The organism is Actinomadura sp. KC06 (assembly GCF_004348735.1).
In the GTDB taxonomy this organism is placed as follows: domain Bacteria; phylum Actinomycetota; class Actinomycetes; order Streptosporangiales; family Streptosporangiaceae; genus Spirillospora.
This window is the reverse complement of sequence record NZ_SMKT01000013.1, coordinates 1-20,698: the sequence shown is the minus strand read 5'-3', so window position 1 is coordinate 20,698 and position 20,698 is coordinate 1. Positions and strand designations below refer to the sequence as shown.

The window sequence follows — 20,698 nt, the reverse complement described above, 5'->3', positions numbered from 1 at the left end:
CGACATCAGAAAGCCCCGGCTGCGCGGCCGCTACGCCCGTCGAGCAGCCGGTCCAGCCGGGCGAGGAAGGAGTCGAGTTCGGCGAGCATCGCTTCGGCCTCGTCCGGCCGGTACCGGCGGATCGCCTCCCGCATGCGCGACGTCGCGTCCATGAGGAGGTCATGGCGCCTGCTGACGGCATGCAGCCGCATGAGCGACGCCAAAGCGTCGAGATGCCGCTCGACCGCCTCATCGTCTGACGGGTCGAAGGCGGCCTCGGCCACATCCTGGAACGCGGCGGTCGCGCCGCTGACGTCGCCCAGTGCGTCCCGGCATTCCGCCAGGTAGTAGCGGGCGATGTGCACGTCCGGGTCGTCCGGTCCAAAGCGCGCGGCGAGGTTGGCGCCCACTTCGGTGAACAGGGCGGCGGCCTCGGTGTGGCGGCCGGCGAGATACTTGGCGGTGGCGAGTTTGAACGTCAGTTCGTCCCGGATCGTGGGATCCGCGCGCCCGCGCGCGTCTTCGAGGATGTCGAACGCCTCCACGAAGAGGTTCTCTCGCAGCAGCGCCTCCACCTGCTCGCCGATGTCGTCGAGCGCCCGTTCCGTGAGCGCCGTAGCGGCGACCGGCACAGCCGGTGCGGGAGTTCTCCGGCGCCGCAGTCGACCGCCCATGGGCCGAACGAATGGCAGACACGGATCCATGTCCGCGATGTCGGCCGGGAACCCCGCCCCGGCGGGTCGGGACGCGAACGGCAGCAGCTGCTCATAGACGCCGGACGCGTCGGGCCGGTCCTCAGGCTCCTTGGCCAGCATCGCCACCAGTAGCGATTCGATCTCCTCCGGAACGTCCGGCCGCACGTCCCGGATCCGAGGCGGCGCGGAGTGCACGTGGTGCCACTGGTGCGATCTCGACGCCGACTCCGCGAACGGCGGCCGCCCGGTGAGGACCTCGTACAGGACGCAGGCGAGCGCGTAAACGTCCGAGGTCGGCCCGATCGTGTTGCCGAGCGCCTGCTCCGGTGACATGTAGGGCGGGGTTCCGACCGTGGTGCCCACCTGGGTGAGGCGCGGATTGTCGCCGGACCCGAGCAGCGCGGCGACGCCGAAGTCCAGCACCTTCACGATGCCGCCGGGCGTCAGCATGAGGTTCGCCGGCTTGATGTCCCGGTGGACGACGTCGTGCCGGTGCACCTCGTCCAGCACCAACGCGATCTGCGCGCCTCGGCCCGAAGGTGGCTCGGCTCGATCTCGCCGACGTCGACGGCGGCCTCCTGCCCCCGCGGCGGCAGCTTGTTCAGCAGGAACCGGCCGTACTGGTACAGGAGTTCGAGGTCGTCGTCGTTGTAGCCGATCACTTGGGACAGCCATCCGTAGGAGCGGACGAAGTCGCCAAGCGAGCCTCGGAACGCCTCAGCCTTGTCGGGTTCTGCGGCGGTGAGCGCGACGAACCGGTCCACGGCCGGTTCCAGCCACCGGTACAGCTTCCCGTGCGCCTTGATCAGCTCGCGTTCGTCGGCGGCCTTGGCGCGTTCGGCGGTCAACGCCTCGAAGAAACGCCGCATCTCCGACTCGACGAGCAGCCGGTAGGCGTGCACCTCCCGTTCCTTGGCGTAGAGCAGGTCGGGATCGGTCGGCTCGCTGATCGTCGTCTCGTAGAAGGGCTGGAACGCGGCCAGGATGTCCTCGGGCCTGTTCGCGAAATCTCTCACGAAGAGGTCCTCCTGGGTCTTGCCCGGGTGCGTGCGGTTCAGCCGCGACAGCGTCTGGACGGCGGCGACGCCCGCCAGCGGCTTCGCCACGTACATCGTGGTGAGCAGCGGCTGGTCGAAGCCCGTCTGGTACTTCTCCGCGGCGACCAGGATGCGGTACTCCTGCTTCGGGACGGCTCCGGCACGATTGTCGTCGGCCCGCGTGTAGCCGAACCGCTGCGGCAGCTCGCGCTCGGGGAATCCGTTCAGCTTGGCCTCGGTGTACTCGGGGCCGCCCTCCTCTGGCCGGAGCACGCCGGAGAACGCGACGAGCGTGCCGCAGTCGGTGAATCCGCGCTCGTCCACGTACGTCCGGATCGCCTGGTAGAGCCGGAGCGCGTCGGCGCGCAGCGGCGTGACCACCATCGCCTTGGCGCGCCCGCCGATGCGCGGCGCGGTGTGCGACCGGAAATGGTCCACAATGATCTTCGCGCGGAGCGCGGTGGACGCCTCGGACCACAGCGCCTGCCGGACGATCTGCGCCTTCGCCTTGCGCGGGTCGACCATCCGCTCGGCCTCGTCGGCGGCGGCCTGCGACAGCTTGAAGTAGGTCGCGTAGGTGACGTAGTGCTCCAGCACGTCCAGAATGAAGCCCTCGTCGATCGCCTGCCGCATCGAGTAGACGTGGACGGGCTCTTTCTTGCCCTTCTCGGCGTTGAACCGGCCGAACAGGTCGAGGGTCTTCTTTTTCGGCGTCGCCGTGAACGCGAACACCGAGAGGTTCGGCTGCTTGCCGCGCGCCAGTGCCGCCGACGTCAGCGGGTCGCCCGACTCGTCCTCCGTCCGGGACCCGAGCGCCTTCTTCAGCGCCGCGTTGTCCTCCCCGCCCTGCGACGAGTGCGCCTCGTCGATGATGATCGCGTACTTGCGTTTCACCAGGCCGCGTACCTTGTCCAGGACGAACGGGAACTTCTGCTGCGTGGTGATCACGATCCGGGCACGTGCGCCGGCGAGCGCCTCGGCGAGCTGCGCGGAGTCCTTCTCGATCTTCTCGACGACGCCCTGGACCTGCTCGAACTGGTAGATGGTGTCCTGGAGCTGCTTGTCCAGGACGAGCCGGTCGGTGAGGACGATGACCTTGTCGAACATCGGCTCGTTCCCGCGGTCGTGCAGCGTGGACAGCCGGTGCGCCAGCCACGCGATCGTGTTCGACTTCCCCGATCCCGCCGAGTGCTCGATCAGGTAGTTCTCTCCCGCGCCCTTCTCCCGGGCGTCGACGATCAGCTGCTTCACCGCGTGCCACTGGTGGAATCGGGGGAAGATGAGCGGCTGCGTGTGCGCCGCGAAAGGCTTGAAGGACGGCGCCTTGCCCGCCTTCGCGTCCGCGTCCTCGACGTGCAGATACTGCTGGAGCAATTCCAGGAAGTTGTCGCGCTGGAGAACCTGCTCCCACAGGTAGGACGTCCGGTAATCGGATTCCCCGGCGGGCGGGTTGCCCGCCGACCCCGACCTGCCCGGCCCGTTCGAGCCCTGGTTGAACGGCAGGAACCGCGTCTTGCTCCCGGTGAGCCGCGTCGTGAGGAAGATGAGATCGGTGTCCACGGCGAAATGGACGAGCGTCCGCCGAGCGAAGAACACGGCCTCGGGGTCGCGGTTCCGGTACTGGGCTCGCGCGTCAGCGACGGTCTGCCCGGTCGCCGGGTTCTTCAGTTCCGCGGACGCCACCGGGATCCCGTTGACGAAAAACGCCAGATCGACGGAATTGGCAGGCTCATCCGCGGAGTAATGCAGCTGCCGCGTCACGGTCAGCCGGTTCGCCCCGTAGTCGTCGAGCGCTCGGGATGCGGCCGCCGTCGCCGTAGTAGGTGTTGGACGGCAGCTCGTCCTCGCCGAAGGCCTCCAGGAGCCCGGCGGCGAGGGTGTGTGCGGGACGGAATTAGGCGAGCCGGAACCGGATGCCCTTGTCCTTCACGCCCGTCCGCAGCACGTTGAGCGCGCCCCGCGCGTCGATCTCCTTGGCCACCAGCCGCGCGAACGGCCTTGCCGGGTCCTCCCCGTAGGCGTCACGGAGCCGCTCCCATTCCCGGATCTGCGTCCTTCCGAGGAACACCGCCAGCTCGGCCGTGTCGAGCGCAAGCTCCCGGTTGAAGTTCACCGGCTCACCGGGCGCCCACCCGTGCGCGTTCAACGCACTCTCGACGGCGCCCTCGAACGTCTTCTCTCCGTACACCTTCGCGCTCACCGACCCACCTCATCGCCACCGCCAGAGGACCCGTCCCAAGGGATGATACGCCCCATGTGAGCATCTTGCCATGAGTTTCAGATTGTTAACGTCGCTAACACTCTCTCACGCCATCGGAAGATCATTCAGGCGAGTCGCACCCGCCCGGGCACCGGCGGCGTCCGGCCCCTACTGCCTGCGTGCTCGTGCCGACCGGCACTTTGGTTGTCACTATCGGCGACGCGGAAACGGCAGCACAGATGAGGCGCTGATCAGCGGATGGCCACAGCTTGGCGAACGCCACGAGCCTCGGCCGGCTGTCGGGTCCGCCCGGCGGGGGACGGCACCCAGCTGACTGGGACGGTTGTGCGCCCACCTGCCGTAGGACCAGAACTGGTGCCCGGTCATAGCTTTCCGCTAGCCCAACGCTCAAATGCACTCTCGATCTCGACCGCGGGCGTCCTTCCACTTGTGCTCGTCCATCGACAAAGTTCCAGCGTCGCCCTCTCCTTGACTCCTCCAGGTACATGTAGTTGCATTGATCATCACCTCGCAGCTCGTTGCACGCTCACGAGAGGCATCTAATGGTCGAAATCAGAGCGGAGTTCGCCGCTTTCCAGGCAGCCGAGGATTTGTTTCAGCGGGTGTTATGGAAGCTCGAAGCAGAACTGGACTCCCTTGAGTCGGACCTCGAGTCGACCTTGGCGCGATGGGAGGATGACGCCCGGCGCGCCTACGCGGAGGCCAGCGCCGAATGGAATGGCTCCGCCCGAGAACTACACGCCGAGCTGGCACGCCTGCACAAGGCGATCGCCCGAGCGCACAAGAACTTCCGCAGCTCCAGCGAAGCGAACGTACGGATGTGGTCGGGTTGACCCAGGTCAAGATCGACACTGAACTGGTGAGCCGGTCCGCCAAACACGTCGCCGCGGGGCAGAACCGTGTCGGAAACGCCTGGACCACCCTGTCCGGGGAATTAGACGCCACCGAGGGCATGGCCGGAAACCCCGGCAAGGACGCGGCCGCCGCAAGGTTCGTGGCCGCCTACACACCCGCCGCCCAGGCCGTGTGGAGAGGCTTTTCCGCCCTGCACAAGTCAGTCGGCGACATGTCCCGAGGTCTGACCCAGACAGCCAAGAACCACGCCAAGGCCGATCAGCATTCAGTGATCGGCAGCCGCTTTTCCATGGTGCCACGCCAACCAGGATCGTTTCGGGACGGTCTGCTGGGATTCGTGGTCTCGGATCCGCTGAACGTACAAGGTCCCGCATTGGCGGCCGGTCCCGGCAAGGAAGCGCCACGTTCACTTCTCGAAACGGTCACCGGCATCGACCTGATCGATGTCACTGAGTACTGGCCGACCGCTGACTGGTCCGCGCTCAACACCGCCGCCGCGTCCTGGCGCAGCGCCCATGACTCCCTGGTCGAGATCCGCGGCCAGCTCGTGGCCGAGGTCAACACCGTCACGACACAGGGCGACGCTCCTGACCTGGACGCATTCCGCGGATATTGGGGACGGCTTTACGGCGGTGCCGCGACTGCTCTGTTCGCGAGCCTCCCGCAGTTGTGCTCCAGCATTTCCAAGGCATGCTCGGATTACGCGGGCGCCGTCATGCAGGCTCAGATGTCGGTGAACAGCGTCTCGGGCAATCCCATCGCCGCGGTGGCTCAGGCCGCCGCCGTGCGCGCCGCGATGGCGGAAGCCGCTGGACGACTTCTCCAGACCGTGGGTGTGATCAGCGCGGGCGCTCTCGCGGGTCACCTGGTGACATCGGTCGTCGCCGGCGCGACTAACGCGCCGAACGTTCGCATACTTGAGGCGGAGACCGATGAAGAGCTAGTTTACGAACCAGGGGGTAAACACGGACGTACAGAAAGGCAGACCAGCCGGGGCCCGAACTCTGCAGAGCCAACGGACGGCCAAGAGGCATTGGAGAATTCGGTACCCCTGGGGGAGAACACTGATCGGCGGGTGGGTGTGGACAAGGAGAACGGCGAGATCGTCGTCCTGGACAAGACACATCCTTACGGCAAGGAATACCATGGACATGTCCGTAAGTGGGAAGACTTGCGAGACGAAATGAAGAATGCGCTACGGCGCGCGGGACTCGTGAACAAGAAGGGCAAGATCCTCTGATGAAATACGAGAGCGTGCCGCCCGTTCGCCGGGACGAGCTGCGACGTGCGCTCGCTGAGAAGGACAACGAAGCGATCCATACGGCACTCGTGGGGCTGGCGCTTCACGACGAAGACGGAACTTGGGTGCAGGATCAATGCCTGGCCTTAAAAGATCACCCGTCGTGGGACGTCCGCGCCATCGCCCTGCTCTGCCTGGGGCATGTCGCGAGAATACATGGAGCAATTGATCGTGACCGGGTCCTCCCGGTGCTCCGTTCGGCTCTGCACGATCCCCGGACGGCGGGATATGCAGAGCAGGCGATCGGAGACATCGAGGACTTCGTCACCGGTGCCGACGGCCGCTCATGAACCGGAACAGGCGCCCGCCGACGCCAACGGAGGCCCCACTCACAGCGCACCCGTAAGACCGGCCGCCGCGCGAACGCATCGAGGGCCTCACACCTGATCATGGCGTGAGGCCCTCGTCCGTCTCCCGAACACGGGTTTCCGGTCGTACCGTCCAGCCCGGATACCGGTCACCAAGGCCCCGAAGGCCGCCCGGCCGAGGGCCAGCACGGCCCTTCAGCAGGGCGGGCGGGGTGTCGCCCGGATAGGCGGCATCGCGCTCCCAGACGGCCTGCCGGGTCGGTTCCATCACGCAGTCGAAGCGGCGCAGGACGGTGAAGGGCAGAATCACCTTCCCGTATTCCGACTGCTTGTAGTCGCCGCGGAGCAGGTCCGCCACCGACCAGATGAACGCGGACAGGTTCTGGTCAACGCTCACTCGTCGCCCTCGTCTTTCGTTCCGGGTGGGTCAAGTGTCCCGCTCGTGAGGCCGTCGTGGGCCAGTTGCACGGCCCGGCGTCCTATCTTGGCCGCCTCTTCGAGGTGGCGCACGAAGGTTTCCAGTTCTCTGAACGCGGCACCGTAGGTGCGCTGCCGGTCCGGGTCCATCTGCGGGACCCGGGCCCCGCGGGGATCGGCGCGGTGCGTTCCGGAGCCGGAGGTGTTGCGGCGGGTGTTGACCGCGCTCTTGAGGAAGCCGAGCAGGAAGTCCGTGTCGAGTTGGTCGGTGGTGGAGACGGGGCTCCCGTCCTCCACCCGGACGAGGCCGCCACGGATCAGCTCGGACACGTTGACGGTGGCGGCGAGTTCCGCCGTCCCTTCGGGCAGCCGGGGCAGTGCGCCGCGCAGGGCGTCGAGCGTCTCCTCGAAGCGGGCGCGGGCGCTGTCGTACGCGGCCGCGCCGGGCTGGCCGGCTGCGACGTGGCGGCCGGGAGTCAGGTCCGCGTCCTCGTCCAGGAGGGAGATGACCGGGACGTCGGCGACACGGTCGGGGCCGGGCTCGATCGGTCCGGGGAGGTCGGCGTCGGTCAGGTCGATCATGCGGACGCGGGCGTCCGGGCCGGGCTGCGCCGCCGGCCGCCGGAGGACCCACAGGTGCACGGGCGCGGAATGCCCGGCGACGAGGCCGCCGGGCAGAGCGACCAGGGTGTCGAGGATGCCGCCGCGCACGATCTCGGCGCGGATCCGGCGGCCCGACCTGCGGTACGCGGCGGACGCGGGCAGGACGATGAGGGCGCGTCCGCCGGGCGCGGTGTGGAAGTAGCAGTGCTGGAGCCACGCGAGATCGCCTTCCGCCTTCGGCGGCAGCGCGATCTCCCAGCGGGGGTCGAGGAGCAGGTCGTCGCGTCCCCAGTCGGCCTGGCCGGACGGCGGGTCGCAAACGACGAGGTCGGCCTTGAGGCGCGGGAACCGGTCGTCGCGGAGGGCGTCGCCGTGGGCCACCTCGATCGTGCCGGGCCGTCCCTCCAGCGCAGCCCGCGACCGGACGAACGCGGGCAGCGTTTCCGCCGCGTCCTGTCCCACGCGTCCTGCCACGTTGGCGCCGCCGACGGACAGCAGCATGTCGCCTACCCCACACGCCGGGTCGTAGACCACGCCCTTCGTCTCGCCCGCGAAGTGCCGGACGACGCGCACCAGTGCAGGCGTCGAGACATGCTCCCCTCCGCTGTGGCTCGCCGATGCCACGAACCGTTCCGCAAGGTCCCGGACGAGTTGCCCCGGCGTCCGGTCACGCGACATCTCGGCGACCAGGTCGGCGGTGGGACCGTTCAGCGGACGTTTCACGGGTTCGCCGCGTAGTTCGGCCGCGACCGCCGCCAAGGCCCCGATCATGTCCTCGCCGCGTTCGGCGCGCAGCGCGTGCCACAGCCTGACCTCGTCCGCCACCGGCTGGCCCTTGCCCTGACGTTCCAGCCAGCGGCGGACCTCCGCCAACGCGAACAGCGGCGCCGCAGCTGTACCGCCCGCGGCCTCGGGGAAGTCCGGGTGGCGACGCCGCCAGTTCGACACGGCCGCGCGGGTCACCCCGGCCATCCGGGCGATCTCCGCCGGCGGGACCAGCACCGCCTCGTCGTCAGTCATAACGGCAACGTACACGCCTGTGAGCGTGTGAACAATATTCAAACGTGTTGATAACGCTAACAAGCTGCGCGACTCTGTTTACTACGTGAGTGACGAGGCGCGGTGACCTCCGCGAGACCGCCGCGCACCCTTCCGATCCACCGGCCGTGCAGGCCGGACGACGCCTTCCTCCGGAGGTCCGCCATGCCCGAGACGGCCCGCGAACTGACCATCTATCGCATCTCCGAGACCGCAACCGATGTAGACGCCTTTCTGGAAACGCTGCAAGGCACTTACCTGGACGAGGCCGCATCCAGCGACATGGCCTTCCCGGAATACCCGGACGCCGGGGCCGTGGCGTTCCATTGGCAGCGCGGTCACGTCCCGGTGCCTTGGCTTTATGCCGCGACGCATCTCATCGGTCCGCTCCCCCTACGAAGCCGTCGACTGCGGGGCATTGCTGCTCCTCGATGTGAACGGCGAAAGATACGCGATCGGGTTTCGCGGAGGCTGGCGGTCCATTCCCGAACAGTTCAAGGACCATCGCTTCGGGCTGAGCTTCGCCATCCGGGCCGTCGACGCCGAGCAGGTTCGCACCGTCGTGCGGCGCTCCATGACCGGGCTCGGCCGGCAGGACGCCACCCACGTCCCGTCCGGCATTCCCATCGGCACATCGGGCTCAGCGAGTACACCGAGATCGTCGGCAGGCTCGCCGGCATGGTCGATCCCGAGGACCTCGGTCTCGACTCGGGCCGGGCGTTGCGGGTCAAAGGATCGGCCGGGCTCCGGGTCCCGCTGGACCGTGACCGGCTCGTCGCACTCCTGCGCAGGATCTCCGAGATCTGCGCGCGGTCGGTTCCGGACGACTTCGCGTTCGTCGAGGCGATCACCCCGTCCGCGACGACCAGCGAGGGCTGCGTCACCACGCCGTTCCCCATCCGATCCGCCGCCAACACGATCCCGGGCGGCGGTGTCGGCATTCCCGTCGTCCTGGGCGTGATGTCGGGCGAGGACTGCACCGGCGAGCCTCTCGACAGCCTGGGACGCGGCGAATCCCGGCGCTACTTCTCCACCCCGGGCCTCAGCGTCTGGTCGGCCTTCTGACGCCGCGCCTTTCCTGACCGCCCCGGGACGGTCGCAGCCTGCCGACCGCGAAGAGCGTCGTCGGCAGGCTCTCGTCCCGTAGGCGCCGCGCCGATCAGGGGCAGGGTTTCACTTCGAGCTCGTAGGTCTGCCGGGGGCCGCCGGCGTCGTAGTCGTAGTTCATGGAGGCAGAACTGACCTTGTCCCGCTCCGTTCCATTGACGACCCGCAGTTCCGTGTTGATGACGAGTTCGGTTCGCTGCCCGCACGGCCTCCACACGAGCTCGGACGTCGGCACCGATTCGATGAACCGAAACTCGTCACTGCTGGGGCCCATTGCCCGGTGCGTTTTCATTTCGCCCTGCGGGGTGCCCGGGAAATGGTAGTTGGCCTTCAGGATGGCCTGCGCACCCCTCTGCAGTTCGGCGTCCAGGCTGTAGGTCGTTCTCCGGACGGCGTAGGTGTAGGAGACGAATCCCGCGACCAACTCAAGGGAGAGCTGGCAGTTCCTACGGGCGTCGGCGGGCCTCGAGTCGCCGCCCGCTTGGGCCTTGTAGTCCTCGTATACGACGGTGAAGCCCCTGTAGTCCCATTCCCCCCACCCACCGGTGGTGTCGAGCGTGCATCCGGAGCCGGTCGCGGTCTTGATGTTCAGCAACGGAGGCGGGCCGACGCCCGGCGGCGCGGCCGCGGCGGCGGGCGCTACGGCCGTGGCGGTCAGGGTAAGCAGCGCGGTGGCCGCGGCGTAAAGCGCGATTCCCTTATACACGCGATTCTCCTTCAGGAGATTGACATGTTCTTGGTCAGCCGCCATAAGACCTTGGATACGGAGTTCAAGATCTTTGCCGAGGAAAGTAACCAAGGATCCAAGTGTTGTCAATCGGCATATTTCAACTCGATGTACCGTTGCTGAAAGTCAACCCTTGAATTTTAACAAAGGACCGTTCCATTTTCGTGCCGCGCACGGGCGAGGGACCAAAGGGCCGGGGATTGGCATCCAAATGCTCAACGATCCCAGGGATCGGGAGACGCGTCCATCGAGTCGGCGGCGGGTGAGCGGTGCCACCCGTGGTGCGGGCGGTGCGGTACCACCCATGTTGATCTGTTATGTCGGGTTCGGTGGGCCCAGGCCGCGGGAGCTTCGCCGGGCATCCGCCGCGACCGGTTGACCGCCGGGTCCGAGGATTTCTATCCTGAACGGTTGTCTGGTGGCCACCTGCTGGGAGGGGAAAGGTGTCATTGCAAGCGGAAGAGGAGACATTTCGCTTTCAGGCGGAGGCGGCACAGATCCTGGATCTGATGGCCAATTCGCTCTACAGCAACAAGGAGATATTCCTTCGCGAGCTGGTCTCGAATTCTTCGGACGCGATCGATCGGCTGCGAATCGAGCGCTTCTCCCGTCCGGAACTGGCCGAGGACGGGGACGACGAGCCGCGGATCCAGGTCTCTTTCGACAAGGACGCGGGGACGATCACCGTCGCCGACAACGGCATCGGGATGAGCCGGGAGGAGGTGATCGAGAACATCGGGACGATCGCCAAGTCCGGCACCTCGGAGTTCCTCCGGTCGCTGACCGGTGACCAGCGCCGGGACACCGCGCTGATCGGCCAGTTCGGCGTCGGCTTCTACGCCGCGTTCATCGTCGCCGAGCGGGTGGTGCTGACCACGCGGAGGGCCGGGCTGCCCGTGGACGAGGGCGTGCGGTGGGCGTCCGACGGCAAGGGCGAGTACACGCTGGAGACCGTCGAGCGCGCCGAGCGGGGCACCACGATCGTGCTGCATCTGCGCGACGGCGAGGACGAGCTGCTGAACGAGCACCGGCTCCGCTCGATCATCAAGCGATACTCCGACCACATCGCCCGGCCGATCACGGTCGGCGAGGATGACAGCGCGGTGAACCAGGCGTCGGCGTTGTGGACGCGTCCGAAAAGCGAGCTGAAAGACGGCGACTACCACGAGTACTACAAGCAGCTCACCGGCGACTTCACCGATCCGCTCGGTTACGTCCACGCGAAGGTCGAGGGGCGGTACGACTACACGCTGCTGCTGTTCGTCCCGTCCCGGGCGCCTTATGACCTGTGGATGCCGGAGCCGGGGCAGGGTGTGCGGCTGCACGTCCAGCGCGTGTTCATCCTGGAGGACAACGGACGGCTGCTGCCGCGGTACCTGCGGTTCGTGCGCGGGATCATCGACTCCGCGGACCTGCCGCTGAACGTGTCCCGGGAGATCCTGCAGGGCAGCCAGGCGATCGACCACATCCGCGCCAGCGCGGTCAAGAAGCTGCTCAGGCTGCTCAAGGACATGGCGGACGGCGAGCCGGATAAGTACGCCGAGTTCTGGACGCAGTTCGGAGCCGTCCTCAAGGAGGGCGTGTTCGACGATCCCGCCCACCGGGAGGACATCGCCGGGCTGCTGCGCTTCACCTCGACCCGGTCGGGCCGGGAGGCCCGCGTGTCGCTCGCCGACTACGTGTCCGGGATGAAGGACGGCCAGGACAAGATCTACTACCTCCTCGCGCCGGGGCTGTCCGACGCCGCCGCCAGCCCGCACCTGGAGGCGTTCCGCGCGAAGGACATCGAGGTGCTCCTGCTGGACGACGCCGTCGACAACTTCGTCGTCACAGGCCTGGCGCAGTACGAGGGCAAGCAGCTCCAGTCCGTCGCGCAGGGCCCGCCCGACTTCGGCGGCATGGCGGACGAGGCGGAGAAGGAGGCCGCCGAGCAGGCCGACACCGCCTACGCCGACCTCCTCGGCAAGCTCAAGGAGCACCTGGACGGCAAGGCGTTCGACGTCCGCGTGACGAGTCGCCTGACGACCTCCCCGGCCTGCATCGTCGCCAACGAGGCCGAGACCGACTTCACCGTGGCCCGCCGTCTACGAGGCTCGGGCCTGCCCGCGCAGCCGATCCTTGAGATCAATCCGGGGCATCCGCTGGTGGAGCGGCTCAACCGCGGCCAGGACGACCCGCGCCTCGCCGACTGGGCCCACGTCCTGTACGACCAGGCCGTGCTGACCAGCGGCGCCCGCATCGAGGAGCCCGGCGCGTTCGTGTCACGCCTCAACGACCTCCTGGTCTCCTTGACGGACGGCGACCAATCCGGCTAAGTGCGGCAAGCAACGGCGGCGGCCCCTTCGTGCACGGCGGGGCCGCCGGTCGTCAGACGCCTAGGGAGCGGCCGATTATTTCCTTCATGATCTCGGTGGTGCCGCCGAAGATGGTCTGGATGCGGACGTCCTGGTACGCCTTCGCGATGGGGTACTCGGTCATGTAGCCGTAGCCGCCGTGGAGTTGGACGCACCTGTCCACGACCGTCTTGAGGAGTTCGGTGTTCCAGTACTTGAGCATCGCGGCCTCTTCGGCGGAGAGCTCGCCCGCGCCTTCCTTGACGATGCACTGGTCGGTGAACGCGCGGGTGACGGTCAGCTCCGTCTTCATCTCGGCGAGCGTGAACCGGTTGTGCTGGAACTTTCCGATGGGACGGCCGAACGCCTCGCGGGTCTTGCAGTAGTCGAGGGTCTGCTCGAACGCGGCCTCGGCGGCGGCCTGCGCGGTGGCGCCGATGGACAGGCGTTCGCGGGCGAGGTTCTGCATCAGGTAGATGAACCCCATGCCCTCCTCGCCGAGGAGGTTCGCCGCGGGGACGCGGACGTTGTCGAAGAACAGCTCGGCGGTGTCCTGGGCGTGCAGGCCGACCTTGTCGAGGTTGCGGCCCCGCTCGAAGCCGTCCATGCCGCGCTCGACGACCAGCAGGCTGACGCCCTTCGCCCCGGCGGACGGGTCGGTCTTGGCGACGACGATGACGAGATCGGCGAGGATGCCGTTGGAGATGAACGTCTTCGACCCGTTCAGGACGTAGTCGTCGCCGTCCTTGATCGCGGTGGTCTTGATGCCCTGCAGGTCGGAGCCGGCGGCGGGCTCCGTCATCGCGATGGCGGTGATGATCTCGCCGGAGCAGTAGCCGGGGAACCAGCGCGCCTGCTGCTCGTCCGTGCAGAGTTGACGCAGGTAGCCGCCGTTGATGTCGTTGTGGACGGCGAACGCCGGCCCGTGGATCCCGGCCCTTGCCAGCTCCTCGTTGAAGATCACGTAGTAGCGGTAGTCGGGGTTGCCGCCGCCCCCGTACTCCTCGGGCATGTCGATGCCGAGCAGGCCCGCGCGTCCCGCCGCCAGCCACACCTCGCGCGAGACGATGCCGTCCTTCTCCCACTGCTCGTGGTGCGGCGCCGCCTCCTTCGCGATGAAGGAGCGCACCATGTCGCGGAAGGCTTCGTGCTCCTCGGTGTAGATGTCGCGTCCCATCCGGCGGTCTCCCTCGGTAAGTGCGTCCTGATACAGGATTAATGTAACACTGGCACTGTCACATCGAAGGAGGCGGGATGGAGCTCACCGTCGACGAACTGGCCTCGCGCGCCGGGGTCACGGTCCGCACGGTCCGGTTCTACGCCGGGCGCGGGCTGCTTCCACCTCCGAAGCTCCGCGGCCGGACGGGCCTGTACGGCGCCGATCATCTGGCGCGGCTGGAACTCGTCCGGGAACTGCAGTCGCTCGGGCTCACGCTGGCGGCGATCGAGAAGCATCTGCAGAGGATCCCGCCGGAGGCGACCGCTGAAGACCTCGCGCTCCAGCGGGCGCTGCTGTCGCCGTGGGCGCCGGAGCGTCCCGAAGAGCTCGACCGGCACGAGCTGGACCAGCGGGCCGGACGCCACCTCGACGACGACCTGCTCAAGCGGCTGGAGGCCCTCGGGGTCATCGAGATGATGCCGGACGACGTCGTCCGCGTCGTGAGCCCCGCGCTGCTCGGGATCAGCGCCGAGCTGGCCGCGCTGCCGATGCCGTTGGAGACGCTGATCGCCTCGCACGAGGCCGTCGACCGGCACACGACCGCGCTGGCCGCCGAGCTGCAGCGGGCCTTTCAGGACACGGTCGTCCGGCCGTACCGGGAGGGCGGGCGCGCCCCGGAGGAGCGGGAGCGGCTGATCGAGATGGCCGGGAAGCTCAAGCCCCTGATGATCCAGTCGCTGGTGACGTCGTTCCAGCGAGCCGTCGACAAGGCGATCCGGCAGTCCGTCCCCGACTGACCGCCCGCCGGAACGCCCTGGTCAGGCGTTCTTCCACTCCTCGCGCTCGTACTCGACGAGCCGCGGGTGGACGAGCGTGTTGACCTCGACGTCGCGGACGCGGCGGTCTTTCGGGAACACCGTCGCGGCCTGGAGGAGCGGCTCGTCCAGGAAACGGAGGTCGGGAGCGCCGGGGGCGAGTCGCGGCGCAGGCTTCTCCCCCGCCGACGCCAGCACGTAGCCCCAGTCGCCGAAGCTCGGCACGTCCACGTGGTACGGGGTCGTCGCCAGGCCCGCCGCCGCGATGGACTTCTCGATGCTCCAGAACGACTTCGGCGCGAAGTACGGCGACCCGGACTGGACGACCATCCGCCCGCCCGGCGCCAGCACCCGCTTGACCATGCCGTAGAACTCGACGGAGTACAGCTTCGCGGTGGACACGTCGTCGGGGTCGGGCATGTCCACGACCACGGCGTCGAACTGCTGTTTCAGGCCGCGCAGCCATGAGAACGCGTCGGCAGCGACGACACGGACGCGCGGGTCGTCGAAGGCGCGGCGGTTGAGGGACGTGATCGGCCCGTACGTCCGGGCCAGGTGCAGCATCTCCGGGTCCAACTCGACCAGCGTCGCGGACAGGACGTCCTTGTAGCGGAGCACCTCGCGCAGCGCCAGCCCGTCCCCGCCGCCGAGGACGAGCACCCTGCCGTGCGGGCCCGACATCAGCGGGTGGACGAGCGACTCGTGGTACCGGTACTCGTCCACGGACGAGAACTGCAGGTCGCCGTTCAGGAACAGCCGCACGTCGGACGCGCCCCCCAGCGAGGCGTCCTTCGTGATGACGATCTCCTGGTACTTGGTGCGCTTCGTCAGGGCGATCGGGTCGGTGTAGAGAGCCTGCCGCGCGGACACCTCGAAGCCGTCCGCCAGCGCGTACGTCCCGCAGAGGGCGGCGAGGACCGCGACCATGCCGAGCCCCAGGCCGACCCGCGTGACGCGCCCGATCTGGCGGCGGAACAGCCACAGCACGACGGCGATCCCGGCGACCGCGTTGACGACGCCGACGACCAGCGCGCCCTTGATGTGGCCGAACGCGGGGAGCAGCAGGAAGGGGAACGCCAGCCCGCCGATCAGCGCCCCGACGTAGTCGGCGGCGAACAGGTCGGCGACGGCGCTGCCCGCGTCCTGCTTCCTGATCCGCTGCAGCAGCGTCATCAGCAGCGGGATCTCCGCGCCGATCAGCGCGCCGACGGCGAACGCCACGACCACGAGCGCCGGGACGTACAGGTTGAGCCACGCGAACGCCGCGTACAGCGCCAGCACCGACACGCCGCCGACCAGCGCGAGCGCGCCCTCCACGACGGCGAACGCCACCACCGGACGGCCCTGCAACGGCTTGGCGGCCAGCGAGCCGATTCCCATGGCGAAGACCATGACCGACAGCACGATCGACGCCTGCGTGACCGAGTTGCCGACCAGATAACTGCCGAGCGCGACCAGGGCCAGTTCGTAGACCAGCCCGCAGGCCGCGCAGGTGAACACGGCGGCGAGGACCAGCGTCCGCGCCGCCCTGGCCGGGACGCGCAACCGCCCCGGCCCCTCCAGGACGGACGGCTCCGCCGGGGAAGGGGCCGGGGCGGCCTCGTCCAGGTCGCGGGCCGTCAGGAGACCGCCCCGGCCACGATCGCGGCGACGCCGAGGTCGGCGGCGGCGACCACCCACCCGGCCGGGTGGATCCCGCCTGCGACGCCGCCTGGGGCGGTGGCGCCGCCGCCGTCGACGAGCGTCGCGCCGAGCTTGCCCGGCGTGGTCACGTCGAGGAGGAGGAAAGCGACGATCATCAGCACGATGCCGATGCCGCCGAAGACCGCCGTGTCGATCAGGCCGTCGCTCAGGTCGTCGTCGCTGGTGATGATCGCGGTGGTGACGATCGCGCCGATGCCGAGGAGCTTCGCCGACAGCAGCAGCGCGGCGCCCCGGTTTCCCTCGGTCCAGATCTGCTTGCCGAGCCGGCCGGGCGTCGTCACCTCCACCACCAGGTAGCCGATCGCCATCAGCGCGATGCCGACCGCCCCGTAGGCGAACGTGGCGCCGATCTCGTCCAACAGGTCGTCCATCAGTTGCTCCTTATTTGCCCGACCCTGGCCCGCCGCCGCGGAAGGACGCGGCGCCCGCGCTCGTCCAGCCGTTGCTCCCGGGACTGGCCCAGCGGCCGCTGACATGGGAGTAGTAGCGGTTGTAGCCGCTGCGGGGATTGTCGACCGTGATCCGGCTTCCCGTCCCGTTCGGCAGGACGCCGACGACCAGCTGCGGGTAGCGCAGGAAGATCCCGCCCGCCGCGCCCCTCGTCGCCAGATTGTCCACCCGGTCGATCGACCTGAACTTTTTGTTGATCTCCGCGGCCACGGCCGGCGGAGCCTTCGGGGACCGGTAGGTGCCGGCCCCCATCTTCTTGTACTTGTCGCCGATCCAGGACTCCTTGGAGGTGCTGCCGCAGCCCCCGAGCGCCAGGACGGTCAGGAGGACGGCGCACGCGCCGCCGATCATCCGGTGTCTACTGTTCACTTGGTCTCACCAGCCGGCTCCGCGTCATCACGATCTCCCGGGTCTGCGGATAGGCGTGCCACGTCCGCCAGCCGATCCCGGTCTCCTCCAATGCGGGGGTCTCAAGGTCGGAGTTGTCCGCCGCCGCGGCACGCTCGGCCGGGCCGCGCTTCATGGCACCGCGCTCACGGGCGCTCCGCTCACGGGCGCTCCGCCCAAGGGCGCTTCGCTCAAGGGCGCTTCGCTCAAGGGCGCTGCCCGCCCGGACGGTACGTTCCAAGGCGAGCGCGGTGACGGCGTGCCTGGAGCCGGGGAAGTCCCCGGTCAGGGCGTCGCCGCGGTCCGCCAGCCGCGCGCACACCGCCTCGACGGCGCGGCAGAACGCCGTCCCGTCGCTGAGGGCGGCCGTCGTGGCGGCGAACTCGTACGTCCAGCCGGGCACGTCGGTGCTCGCGCGTCCGGGCAGCGGCTCGGCTGCGCCGGGCAGGCACGCCACCGTCTCGCTGAGCGGCCCGGCGATGACCTGGTGGGACGCGCCGAGCAGCCGCAGCTCGACGGTCAGCCCGGCCCGCTCGACCGGCAGGACCGCGAGCGCGTCCAGCGGGGGCAGGCCGAGCGCGAACGACAGCGCGTCGGCGCGCGCGTCCGCGTAGGGGGTGTCGAGGGTGGTCCGCAAGGTCAGCCACCGCTGCCGGGGTAGATCGTCATCGACCCGGTCGGGACGCGCTCGCCGAGGCCGGCCTCCCATCGGCCGCCGCCGTACTGCTCGAACGACAGGTACTTGCCGCGCGGGCCCTCGTAGTCGACGTACTCGACCCGTCCCTGGACGCCGACGCCGGTCGTGCCCTCGCTGGTGTAGTCGGCGGTGCCGTGCTCCTCGCGGCGGTACTCGACGTCCTCGACGACGATGGTCCGCTCGCCGGGGGTGAGGTCGCCGATGTCGTACTCCGTCCACCAGACGACCTCGAGGTCGGGGTCCTCCTCGACGGAGATCCACACCTTGGTGCCCTCGATGGTGTCGGCGTCGAGGAGGTGCTCGCTCCAGGTGAAGCCGCCCTCCTTCAGCCGCAGCGAGCCGCGCACGAAGTAGCGGGTGCCGAGGTACTCGACCATGTCGCCGGCCTTCAGCGTCCGCGGGTCGCCGGCCACCTGGTCCTCGGCCGCGAACGGGTCGCGCGGCGCGGCGGGCGCGGGCGCGGGGCCCGGTGCGGCCGTCCCCGACCGGCGCCGCAGCAGGACGACGATCAGCACGATCAAGGCGACCAGGATCAGCGCCAGCAGGATCACTATCGCCGCTCCGCTCACGGACACCTCCATCGTTTCGTCTACAAGCCGGGCACAGACCTGCGGGATCCTACCGACTGTGGCCTCTCATGCCCATACCGCGTTCAGACGTATCAAAGGAACCACTGGTTGCATGCGAGAACGGCGTAACCGAAACAAAATCGGCCCGCCGGAGGCGGGGTGGCTCAGAGACGGGCGACAGCGGCGGCGACGCGCTCGTCGGTGGCGGTGAACGCGATCCTGACGTGCCGGGCGCCGGCCGGGCCGTAGAACTCGCCGGGCCCGACGAGAACGCCGAGAGATGACAGGTGCGCGACGGTGTCCCAGCACGGCTCGTCCCGCGTGGCCCACAGGTAGAGGGACGCCTCCGAGTGGTCGACGCGGAACCCGTGCTTCTCGAACGCGGCCCGCAGGTCGGCGCGGCGCCGCGCGTACCGGGCCCGCTGCTCGTCCACGTGCGCGTCGTCGCCGTACGCCACCGTCATCGCCGCCTGCACCGGCGCCGGGACGATCATGCCCGCGTGCTTGCGGACCTCCAGCAGCCGCTTGACGAGCCCGAGATCGCCGGTGAGGAACCCGGCCCGGTAGCCCGCCATGTTGGACCGCTTCGACAGCGAGTTCACCGCGAGGAGCCCCTCGTGTGATCCTTCGCACACGTCCGGGTGCAGGATCGAGACCGGCGGCCGCTCCTCGTCCCAGCCGAACTCCAGGTAGCACTCGTCGCTGATCACGATCGCGCCGCGCCCGCGCGCCCACGCGACGACCTTGCGGAGATGCTCGGCGGGCAGCACCTTCCCGGTCGGGTTGGACGGCGAGTTCACCCACACGATCTTGGGCGAGACGGGGCCGAGGGAGAGCAGCCCGTCCGTCGCGACGGGCTCGGCCCCGGCCAGCCGCGCGCCCACGTCGTAGGTCGGGTAGGCCAGCTCGGGGAAGACGATCGTGTCGCCGGGCCCGGCGCCGAGCAGCGTCGGCAGCCAGGCGACCAGTTCCTTGGTGCCCATCACGGGGAGCACCGCGTCCGGGTTCGCGGCGGACACGCCGGCGCGGCGCCGCAGCCACCCGGCGACGGACTCGCGGAGCTGGGGCGTCCCGTACGTCTGCGGGTATCCGGGCGCGTCGGACGCGCCCGCCAGGGCCGCCCGGATCGGCTCGGGCGTCGGGTCGACGGGCGTCCCTACCGACAGGTCGACGATGCCGTCCGCGTGCGCCAGCGCCCGCTCCTTGTACGGCGCCAGCCGGTCCCACGGAAAGTCCGGCAACGTGAACACGTCCACACTCCTGTCTGGCCTGTCTGGAAACCCGAGGGCCGTGGCCGTCCCACATGCGTGGCGGCCACGGCCCGAAAACGACGCAGACGACCCTAGGGGACGGCCCCGCGGGGCGCGTCCCGGCGTTCCGCCGCTGTCAGTCCTCCTGGCTCTGCGGAGGAAGCGCGGCGACGATCGGGTGGTCCTTGTCGATCTTCCCGACCTTGGAGGCGCCACCGGGCGAGCCGAGGTCGTCGAAGAACTCCACGTTGGCCTTGTAGAAGTCCTTCCACTGATCAGGCGTGTCGTCCTCGTAGTAGATCGCCTCTACCGGGCAGACCGGCTCGCACGCACCGCAGTCGACGCACTCGTCCGGGTGGATGTACAGCATGCGCTTGCCCTCGTAGATGCAGTCGACCGGGCACTCCTCGATGCATGCCTTGTCGAGCAGGTCCACGCAGGGCTGCGCAATGACGTAGGTCACGTCAGTGACTCCTCTCGGATTTCCGGCCCCGCCGCACGTCACGGCTCACCGCAAGCTCGCTGTGAATAGTATGGCCGCCACGGCGCCGTCGATTCGACACGGGGGTCCGCACATGTCCGGCCGCTTCGCCGCACGCCTGGTGGTGTCCATCAGCGACGCCGACGTGGGCCGGCGGATCTCGCTGCGCCGTCGCCTGCCAACGGGAGAGTACAGCGACGTCGTCGGCGTCCTCGAATCCTGGTCCGGCGGGATACTGTCGGTGCGTCGGCGGAACGGTGAACTCGTCGAGGTCCCGGAGAAGATCATGGTCGCGGCGAAGGTCGTCCCGCCGCAGCCCCCGCCCCGACGCCCCCGCCGGGAAGGCTGAGTCACCTCGCCGGGTCAGCGCCTGGTGGGAGGCGGGGCGTTCCGGCCGGTGTACGGGGTCAGGGGCAGCGGGCGCCCGGTGAGGAACGCGGTGACGGCGGAGCGGTAAATCTCTGGCTGCTCGGCGTCGATGACGTGTCCCGCGCCCGAGACCTGCACCAGCTTCGCGCCCGGGATCACGTCGCGGTACTCGCGGGCGATCTCCCACCGCTTGTACT

At 68.8% G+C, this 20,698-nt stretch carries 21 protein-coding genes and 2 pseudogenes; 7 read left to right on the top strand and 16 right to left on the bottom strand.

What is annotated here, in order from left to right; genetic code table 11:
• Positions 1 to 5 precede the first annotated feature (5 nt).
• The 4 genes and pseudogenes from E1287_RS06695 to E1287_RS44595 form a co-directional block, all read right to left on the bottom strand.
• The gene (locus tag E1287_RS06695; protein ID WP_165968907.1) at positions 6 to 1,184 is read right to left on the bottom strand and encodes a serine/threonine-protein kinase; all 1,179 of its coding nucleotides are present in this window, start codon (positions 1,182 to 1,184) and stop codon (positions 6 to 8) included.
• Complete coding sequence (locus E1287_RS06690; RefSeq protein ID WP_279503462.1) at positions 1,118 to 3,271, bottom strand: DEAD/DEAH box helicase family protein; 2,154 nt, start codon at positions 3,269 to 3,271, stop codon at positions 1,118 to 1,120. The genes E1287_RS06695 and E1287_RS06690 overlap by 67 nt, the downstream gene beginning before the upstream one ends.
• Positions 3,272 to 3,484 (bottom strand): annotated as a pseudogene (locus E1287_RS46245) (type I restriction endonuclease); the annotation flags it as partial.
• 121 nt (positions 3,485 to 3,605) lie between these two features.
• Positions 3,606 to 3,911, bottom strand: a complete 306-nt coding sequence (locus E1287_RS44595) for a hypothetical protein (protein WP_207934059.1) — start codon at positions 3,909 to 3,911, stop codon at positions 3,606 to 3,608.
• Positions 3,912 to 4,474: 563 nt separating this feature from the next.
• Here E1287_RS44595 and E1287_RS06685 point away from each other — a divergent pair.
• Genes E1287_RS06685 through E1287_RS06675 form a run of 3 tightly spaced genes read left to right on the top strand, consistent with a single transcriptional unit; the run spans position 4,475 to position 6,377 of the window.
• The gene (locus E1287_RS06685) at positions 4,475 to 4,765 is read left to right on the top strand and encodes a WXG100 family type VII secretion target (RefSeq protein WP_131963952.1); all 291 of its coding nucleotides are present in this window, start codon (positions 4,475 to 4,477) and stop codon (positions 4,763 to 4,765) included.
• The gene (locus E1287_RS06680) at positions 4,762 to 6,027 is read left to right on the top strand and encodes a hypothetical protein (protein WP_131963951.1); all 1,266 of its coding nucleotides are present in this window, start codon (positions 4,762 to 4,764) and stop codon (positions 6,025 to 6,027) included. Before E1287_RS06685 ends, E1287_RS06680 begins: the two co-directional genes overlap by 4 nt.
• Positions 6,027 to 6,377, top strand: a complete 351-nt coding sequence (locus E1287_RS06675) for a hypothetical protein (RefSeq protein WP_131963950.1) — start codon at positions 6,027 to 6,029, stop codon at positions 6,375 to 6,377. Before E1287_RS06680 ends, E1287_RS06675 begins: the two co-directional genes overlap by 1 nt.
• 97 nt (positions 6,378 to 6,474) lie before the next feature.
• Here E1287_RS06675 and E1287_RS46580 read toward each other — a convergent pair whose 3' ends face one another.
• Together E1287_RS46580 and E1287_RS06665 are read right to left on the bottom strand one after the other, a co-directional pair.
• Positions 6,475 to 6,792, bottom strand: coding sequence for a type I restriction-modification system subunit M N-terminal domain-containing protein (locus tag E1287_RS46580; RefSeq protein WP_347813954.1), 318 nt, complete (start codon positions 6,790 to 6,792; stop codon positions 6,475 to 6,477).
• On the bottom strand, positions 6,789 to 8,435 hold the full coding sequence (locus E1287_RS06665) for an N-6 DNA methylase (RefSeq protein ID WP_131963949.1): 1,647 nt from the start codon (positions 8,433 to 8,435) through the stop codon (positions 6,789 to 6,791). Before E1287_RS06665 ends, E1287_RS46580 begins: the two co-directional genes overlap by 4 nt.
• Positions 8,436 to 8,618: 183 nt before the next feature.
• On the opposite strand from E1287_RS06665, the gene E1287_RS46575 reads away from it, so the two are divergent.
• On the top strand, positions 8,619 to 9,518 hold the full coding sequence (locus E1287_RS46575) for a DUF6119 family protein (RefSeq protein ID WP_347813953.1): 900 nt from the start codon (positions 8,619 to 8,621) through the stop codon (positions 9,516 to 9,518).
• 94 nt (positions 9,519 to 9,612) lie between these two features.
• Here the strand turns inward: E1287_RS46575 and E1287_RS06655 are convergent, their stop codons facing one another.
• Positions 9,613 to 10,359 carry a DUF4360 domain-containing protein gene (locus E1287_RS06655; RefSeq protein WP_131963947.1) on the bottom strand — a complete coding sequence of 249 codons (747 nt, stop codon included), beginning with the start codon at positions 10,357 to 10,359 and terminating at the stop codon, positions 9,613 to 9,615.
• A gap of 371 nt (positions 10,360 to 10,730) precedes the next feature.
• On the opposite strand from E1287_RS06655, the gene htpG reads away from it, so the two are divergent.
• Complete coding sequence (gene htpG / locus E1287_RS06650) at positions 10,731 to 12,602, top strand: molecular chaperone HtpG (RefSeq protein WP_131963946.1); 1,872 nt, start codon at positions 10,731 to 10,733, stop codon at positions 12,600 to 12,602.
• Positions 12,603 to 12,654: 52 nt separating this feature from the next.
• Here the strand turns inward: htpG and E1287_RS06645 are convergent, their stop codons facing one another.
• Positions 12,655 to 13,797, bottom strand: a complete 1,143-nt coding sequence (locus E1287_RS06645) for an acyl-CoA dehydrogenase family protein (protein ID WP_131963945.1) — start codon at positions 13,795 to 13,797, stop codon at positions 12,655 to 12,657.
• A 77-nt stretch (positions 13,798 to 13,874) separates the two neighbouring features.
• Between E1287_RS06645 and E1287_RS06640 the strand changes: the two genes are divergently transcribed.
• The gene (locus E1287_RS06640; RefSeq protein WP_131963944.1) at positions 13,875 to 14,576 is read left to right on the top strand and encodes a MerR family transcriptional regulator; all 702 of its coding nucleotides are present in this window, start codon (positions 13,875 to 13,877) and stop codon (positions 14,574 to 14,576) included.
• A 21-nt stretch (positions 14,577 to 14,597) separates the two neighbouring features.
• Here E1287_RS06640 and E1287_RS06635 read toward each other — a convergent pair whose 3' ends face one another.
• The 7 genes from E1287_RS06635 to fdxA form a co-directional block, all read right to left on the bottom strand.
• The gene (locus E1287_RS06635; protein WP_243718692.1) at positions 14,598 to 16,139 is read right to left on the bottom strand and encodes a polyamine aminopropyltransferase; all 1,542 of its coding nucleotides are present in this window, start codon (positions 16,137 to 16,139) and stop codon (positions 14,598 to 14,600) included.
• A gap of 74 nt (positions 16,140 to 16,213) precedes the next feature.
• The gene (locus tag E1287_RS06630; RefSeq protein WP_131963943.1) at positions 16,214 to 16,669 is read right to left on the bottom strand and encodes a DUF350 domain-containing protein; all 456 of its coding nucleotides are present in this window, start codon (positions 16,667 to 16,669) and stop codon (positions 16,214 to 16,216) included.
• Positions 16,670 to 16,679: 10 nt separating this feature from the next.
• Positions 16,680 to 17,117, bottom strand: a complete 438-nt coding sequence (locus E1287_RS06625) for a DUF4247 domain-containing protein (RefSeq protein WP_131963942.1) — start codon at positions 17,115 to 17,117, stop codon at positions 16,680 to 16,682.
• Positions 17,107 to 17,772 carry a DUF2617 family protein gene (locus E1287_RS06620; protein ID WP_131963941.1) on the bottom strand — a complete coding sequence of 222 codons (666 nt, stop codon included), beginning with the start codon at positions 17,770 to 17,772 and terminating at the stop codon, positions 17,107 to 17,109. The genes E1287_RS06625 and E1287_RS06620 overlap by 11 nt, the downstream gene beginning before the upstream one ends.
• A 2-nt stretch (positions 17,773 to 17,774) precedes the next feature.
• The gene (locus E1287_RS06615; protein ID WP_243718690.1) at positions 17,775 to 18,401 is read right to left on the bottom strand and encodes a DUF4178 domain-containing protein; all 627 of its coding nucleotides are present in this window, start codon (positions 18,399 to 18,401) and stop codon (positions 17,775 to 17,777) included.
• 164 nt (positions 18,402 to 18,565) lie between these two features.
• Positions 18,566 to 19,651 carry a succinyldiaminopimelate transaminase gene (gene dapC, locus E1287_RS06610; RefSeq protein ID WP_131963939.1) on the bottom strand — a complete coding sequence of 362 codons (1,086 nt, stop codon included), beginning with the start codon at positions 19,649 to 19,651 and terminating at the stop codon, positions 18,566 to 18,568.
• Positions 19,652 to 19,787: 136 nt separating this feature from the next.
• On the bottom strand, positions 19,788 to 20,114 hold the full coding sequence (gene fdxA / locus E1287_RS06605; protein WP_131963938.1) for a ferredoxin: 327 nt from the start codon (positions 20,112 to 20,114) through the stop codon (positions 19,788 to 19,790).
• 112 nt (positions 20,115 to 20,226) lie between these two features.
• Here fdxA and E1287_RS06600 point away from each other — a divergent pair, with 112 nt between their 5' ends.
• A complete protein-coding gene (locus E1287_RS06600; RefSeq protein WP_131963937.1) occupies positions 20,227 to 20,481 on the top strand; it encodes a hypothetical protein in 255 nt (84 codons plus the stop codon).
• A 14-nt stretch (positions 20,482 to 20,495) separates the two neighbouring features.
• Here the strand turns inward: E1287_RS06600 and E1287_RS43550 are convergent.
• Positions 20,496 to 20,698: pseudogene (locus E1287_RS43550) on the bottom strand (hypothetical protein); the annotation flags it as partial.